4 protein-coding genes are annotated in these 5,194 nt (G+C 72.3%); 3 read left to right on the top strand and 1 reads right to left on the bottom strand.

The window, feature by feature from the left end; translation table 11 throughout:
* Nucleotides 1-2,474, top strand: a 2,474-nt coding sequence (locus ACFFNX_RS41560) for an NACHT domain-containing protein (protein WP_378211693.1), incomplete at its 5' end; no start/stop codon positions are given.
* Nucleotides 2,475-2,483: 9 nt separating this feature from the next.
* Here ACFFNX_RS41560 and ACFFNX_RS41555 read toward each other — a convergent pair.
* On the bottom strand, nucleotides 2,484-2,654 hold the full coding sequence (locus tag ACFFNX_RS41555) for a hypothetical protein (protein ID WP_378211692.1): 171 nt from the start codon (nucleotides 2,652-2,654) through the stop codon (nucleotides 2,484-2,486).
* Nucleotides 2,655-2,925: 271 nt separating this feature from the next.
* On the opposite strand from ACFFNX_RS41555, the gene rodA reads away from it, so the two are divergent.
* Together rodA and ACFFNX_RS41545 are read left to right on the top strand one after the other, a co-directional pair.
* Nucleotides 2,926-4,113 carry a rod shape-determining protein RodA gene (gene rodA / locus ACFFNX_RS41550; protein ID WP_378211691.1) on the top strand — a complete coding sequence of 396 codons (1,188 nt, stop codon included), beginning with the start codon at nucleotides 2,926-2,928 and terminating at the stop codon, nucleotides 4,111-4,113.
* Between the two features lie 99 nt (nucleotides 4,114-4,212).
* Nucleotides 4,213-4,890 carry a siderophore-interacting protein gene (locus ACFFNX_RS41545; RefSeq protein WP_378211690.1) on the top strand — a complete coding sequence of 226 codons (678 nt, stop codon included), beginning with the start codon at nucleotides 4,213-4,215 and terminating at the stop codon, nucleotides 4,888-4,890.
* Nucleotides 4,891-5,194: the final 304 nt, after the last annotated feature.

Here is a 5,194-nt window from a genome sequence, read left to right as displayed (position 1 = left end):
TGGCGGGCCGGCAGTCCGGCGACCGGCCGCGCAGCCACCTGATCCGCGCCTACCGCGCCGCGCTCGCCGACCCGGTCGTCGCCACCGGGCACGCGCCGGAGTGGGTCTCGCTGCCCGCGCTCGGCGAGGCGTACGTCAGCCCGCGCTGCAAGGCCGCCGAGGTGGGCCCGGGTGACACGCCGTCCGGGCAGGAGTGGTGGAACGCCCACGAGCCGGTGCCGTACGTCGAGAGGTTCCTCGCCGGATACCTCACGCTGCCGCGTGCGGTACGCGTGCCGCTGGTGGTGCTCGGCGAGCCCGGCTCGGGCAAGTCCAAGCTCACCGAGGTCCTCGCCGCGCGGCTGCCCGAACAGGACTTCCTGCCGATCCGCGTCGAGCTGCGCGACGTCGAGGCCGAGTCGCTGATCCAGGAGCAGATCGAGCAGGCGATCTTCCGGCAGGCGGGCGAACGCGTCGCCTTCCACGACCTGCTCGACGCGGCCGGCGACGCGCTGCCGGTCGTCATGCTCGACGGCTTCGACGAGCTCCTGCAGGCCGCCGGGGTCAACCGCTACGACTACCTGGAGCAGGTGCGCGACTTCCAGCGGCGGCAGCTCGCGCTGGACCGCCCCGTCGTCGTGCTCGTCACGAGCCGTACGGTCGTCGCCGACCGGGTGCGGTACCCGGCGGGCAGCATCGCGCTCCAGCTCCAGCCGTTCACGGACGCCCAGGTGCGGCAGTGGCTGGAGGTCTGGCGGCGGCACAACGCCGACCTGCTGCGGGAGCGCGGGCTGCGCCCGCTGACCCCCGAGGCGGCGCTGTCCCACCGCGAGCTGGCCTGCCAGCCGCTGCTCCTGCTCATGCTCGCGATCTTCGACGCGACCGAGAACGCCCTGGTGACCCGCGACGCCGACCTGGGCCGGGCCGAGCTGTACGAGGCGCTGCTGATGGACTTCGCGCTGCGGGAGATCCGCAAGTACCCCGGCAACCAGTCGCTGTCGGCGTCCGCGCAGCGCAAGCTCGCCGAGAACGAGCTGGACCGGCTGGCGATGGTCGCGCTCGGCATGTTCGCCCGCGGGCGCCAGAGCATCTCCGACGCCGAGCTCGACCGCGACCTGGCGCTCCTGCGCCCGGAGCCGGACGCCGCCGAGCCCGGCGACGAGGCGGCGCTCAGCCTGGCCCAGCGGGCGATCGGCCGGTTCTTCTTCATCCACCGGTCCGAGGCGCACGCCCGCGGCCACCGCACCCGCACGTACGAGTTCCTGCACACGACGTTCGGGGAGTTCCTGGTCGCCTGGCTGACCAACCGGACGCTCGGGGACCTCGTGGCCGTGCACGACCTGGTCCGCGACCGGCCGACCGCGGCGGCCGGGCGGCTCGACGACGGCTTCCTGTTCTCGATCCTGTCGTTCGCGTGCCTGGCGGAGCGGGCGCCCGTGACCGACTTCCTCGCCGCGATCTTCCACGGGCTGCCTCCGGAGACGCGTGACGGCTATCGGGGGCTGCTGCTCGAAGTGCTCGACGGCGCGCTGTACACCCATCCGAGCCGGTCGCATGCGGCGTACGAGCCGGCGCGTCACCCGCTCACCCGCCGCCTGGCCGCCTACTCCGCGAACCTGACGGTGCTGCTCGTGCTGCTGTCCGCCGAGGGCATCGGCGTACGCGCGATGTTCGCCGGCGCGGGCGCCGCCGTCGAACGCTGGACCGAGCACGCGCACCTGTGGAAGGGCCAGCTGACCGCGTCGGAGTGGAGCGGCCTGATGAACACCGTGCGGGGACGGGTGAGCCGCGGCGAGGCCGGTGTCGACGTCACCCTGACCCGCGAGGACGGCTCGCCCGCGCGCCTGCTGGACACGTTCGTCATCGTGCCGCCCGGCTCGACGACCGACACCACCGACTACGACGTGCTCCTGTCGCACGACCCGAAGGCGTACGACCTCGCCGTGCCGGCCTCGAGCTACCTCGGCCTGTCGATCAGGGAGATGGCGTTCCTGCCGAACTGGCACACGGGGATGCTGCTGTTCCAGGCCGTGCCGTTCCTGCAGGCGATGGGCGAGCAGATCCGCTGGCGCCGGGGCGAGGACGGCGCGGTCCTGCCCGCGTACCTGCTCTCGCTGCTGGACTACGCCAAGGAGACGCCCGCGTGGGAGCGGGTGGGTTACTACGCGCCCTGTTTCGAGGCCCTGCCGACGTTCCCGGCGCTGGTCCGGCCGGTCCTGCTCCGGCTGCGCGAGGACGCGCGCTCGCTCCCGGTCGCGACGACGGTCGACCTTCTCCGCGAGGCCGCCTGCGTGCCGCCGTCGGAGGCCTACGTCGACATCGTCAACGACCTGTGGGCCCGTCACTCGGGCAAGACCTCCCCCGGCATCGGCGGCCGGGGGATGGTCATCGCGTTGGTGCGGGCGCTCCGGCAGAAGTGGCCGGACGCCGACCTGGACGGGCTGGCTCCGGGCCTGCGCTCGGCCACATTCGGCCGGCGCCGCCCGGAGTCGTGACCTTCTCGCTCAGGCGCACAGCGCGCGCCGGGCGAGCCTGAACCCGATGTCCAGCCCGAGTTGCGTCCAGACGCCCGCTCCGAAGGCGCCGGCGATGGCCAGCGCGATCGGCTCGAGGAACGGAAGCAGTGCGCGCATCGCCGCGGCGAGGTCGCCGGGGATGCTGAAGACGATGGTCATGACGGACCTCCCGTCTCCGCGCCCGGGGGCGCGGCGCCGGACCCGTCACGCGTCAGCGGTGGCGCATGCCGGGTGCGACGGATCGTCGCCGGTGGGACACCGGCCGAGATGACAGGAACTCAAATCCATCTCACCTCCTCAGAGCATGCGTCACGCCTCGCGTTGAGGCGCCGTTTTCAGTGAAACCGCAGTTCACCGGGCTTGTCAAACGATTGCGCGAATAGGAGGCGATCGGGACCCCGGCCGTGGTCCGACGGGGTAGGCACCCTGCATGTCCGCTGGCTACGGCGGTTCGCTGTCCACATTTCGGCGTTCGCCGATACGGCGCGCGATCGGTCGCGGGTCCATCTTCCGGCGCCTCGACTGGGTGCTGCTGAGCGCCGTTCTCGGGCTGACCTGGCTGGGCACGCTGCTCGTCTGGTCGGCCACCCGGCCGGGGCTGGTCCAGGCCGGGCGCGACCCGGAGAGCTACCTGAAGAAGCACCTGCTGACCGTGGCGGTCGGCCTGCTCCTGGCGCTCGGGGTGTCCATGCTGGACTACCGGCTGGTCCGCGCGTACGCGCCGGTGCTCTACGTCGCGTCCTGCGTCGGGCTCGTGGCCGTGCTCACGCCGCTCGGCTCGACGATCAAGGGCCACCACTCGTGGATCGAGGTGGGCGGCGGCTTCCAGCTCCAGCCGGCCGAGTTCGGCAAGGTCGGGCTGGTGATGGTGCTCGCGGTCCTGCTCGGCGAGCCACGCGACGGCCACAGCGAACCCGGCACCGGCGACCTGCTCGCCTCCCTCGTGCTCGCGGGCGTGGTCGTCGGCCTGATCGTCATGCAGCCGGACCTCGGCACGACGATGGTCCTCGGCGTGCTGATCCTGGCGATGGTGGCGGTGTCCGGGGTCTCCCGGCGCTGGCTGTTCGCGCTGTCCGGCGGAGCCGTGGCGGCGGCCCTCGGCGGCTGGCAGCTGCACGTGCTCAAGCCGTACCAGGTCGACCGGTTCATCGCCTTCGCCTACCCGGCCGCGGACCCGAAGGGCGTCGGATACAACGCCGCGCAGGCGCGTATCGCGGTGGGCTCGGGCGGACTGTTCGGCCGCGGGCTGTTCCGCGGCCCGCAGACAGCCGGGCACTTCGTGCCCGAGCAGCACACCGACTTCATCTTCACCGTGGCCGGGGAGGAGCTCGGTTTCATCGGGTCCGCGCTGATCGTCGCGCTCCTCGGCCTCGTGGTGTGGCGTGCGCTGCGCATCGCGATCAACTGTGAGAACAGCTTCGGCGTCCTGCTGGCCGCGGGTGTCGCGTGCTGGCTGGGCTTCCAGGCCTTCGAGAACATCGGCATGTGCCTCGGCCTGATGCCGATCACGGGCGTGCCCCTGCCCTACCTGTCGTACGGCGGGTCGGCGACGCTCGCCAACATGGTCGCGCTGGGCCTGCTCCAGGCGGTCCACGTACGGCGGCGCACGTTCGCCTGACCGGAACCACGCCGACTCGCGATATTTCTCGTCATTCCCGTGGCCATGAGGCGCACCGTGATCTACAGTCACGATATATCTTGACTGAGAGGAACCGCGATGAGCCGTATCGGCACTGCCCTCATCGACCGCCTGTACGTCCGCGGCACTGTCGTCGCGGTCGAGCCGGCCACCCCGCGCATGCGCCGGATCGTGATCTCCGCACCGGGCCTCGACTGGAAGCCGGGCCAGCACGTGTGCGTCGCGGCGGGCGGGCCGATGACACGCCGCGCGTACTCCATCTGGGACTACGACGGCGCCTCGATCGAACTGCGCGTGCTCGACCACGGCGACGGCCCCGGCGCCCGCTGGGCCCGCGCCGTACGCCCGGACGAGGAGGTCCTCTTCGGCCGGCCCGAGGGCACCCTGGTGACGCGGCCGTCGCCGTACCACGTGTTCGCCGGCGAGGAGACCGCCGCGGTGGCGTTCGGGCCGATGCTGCGGGCGCTCGAAGACGCGCCGGTGTACGGCGTCATCGAGGCGGACACCCCGGACGACCGGCTGCCGGTGGACCTCACGTGGCGCTTCCGCGAGGGTGCGCCCGCCGCCTCGTCGGCGACCCTCGTCGCGGCGGTGCGCGAGCTGTCACTGCCGGACGAGCCGGGCACCGCCTACGTCGCGGGCGAGGCACGGACCGTCCAGGCGGTACGGGCCCACCTCGTGCGCGAACGCGGCTGGCCGCGCCGCTCAGTGATCACCAAACCGTTCTGGACGCCCGGCAGGAAGGGGCTGGACTGACCCCCAGCCGTGAGGGGTGGAGATTCCTTCCACCCGCGCGCACTCGTGTGGCAGAGCCTTCGTTTCCCGGGACGGGCAGGGCGGGAATCAATGCACTGTCACCGGCCAAGAGATCCGATCCGCGCCCGGCCCGAATGCCGGGACGCGCTCTCGCGAGATCAAAGGTAGGTTCGAAGGCCACCCAGACCAGGAGGTTCGATGCAGGCCGCCGACCGCACGCGCAGGTCGCCGCTGGCCTGCCTGCTGGTCGCGCTGGTCCTCGCGCTCGGGCTGAGCGGCGCCGCGCAGGCGGGCGCCGGCGCGG

It is taken from the genome of Actinoallomurus acaciae (assembly GCF_042429965.1).
Taxonomy (GTDB): Bacteria; Actinomycetota; Actinomycetes; order Streptosporangiales; family Streptosporangiaceae; genus Actinoallomurus; species Actinoallomurus acaciae.
The sequence above is the reverse complement of the archived record's forward strand: the minus strand, read 5'-3'. Positions and strand labels throughout refer to the sequence as shown.

Coding starts and splice junctions, on each gene's coding strand:
- ACFFNX_RS41555 (WP_378211692.1), bottom strand. CDS start 2,654: ATGACCATCGTCTTCAGCATCCCCGGCGACCTCGCCGCGGCGATGCGC.
- rodA (WP_378211691.1), top strand. CDS start 2,926: ATGTCCGCTGGCTACGGCGGTTCGCTGTCCACATTTCGGCGTTCGCCG.
- ACFFNX_RS41545 (WP_378211690.1), top strand. CDS start 4,213: ATGAGCCGTATCGGCACTGCCCTCATCGACCGCCTGTACGTCCGCGGC.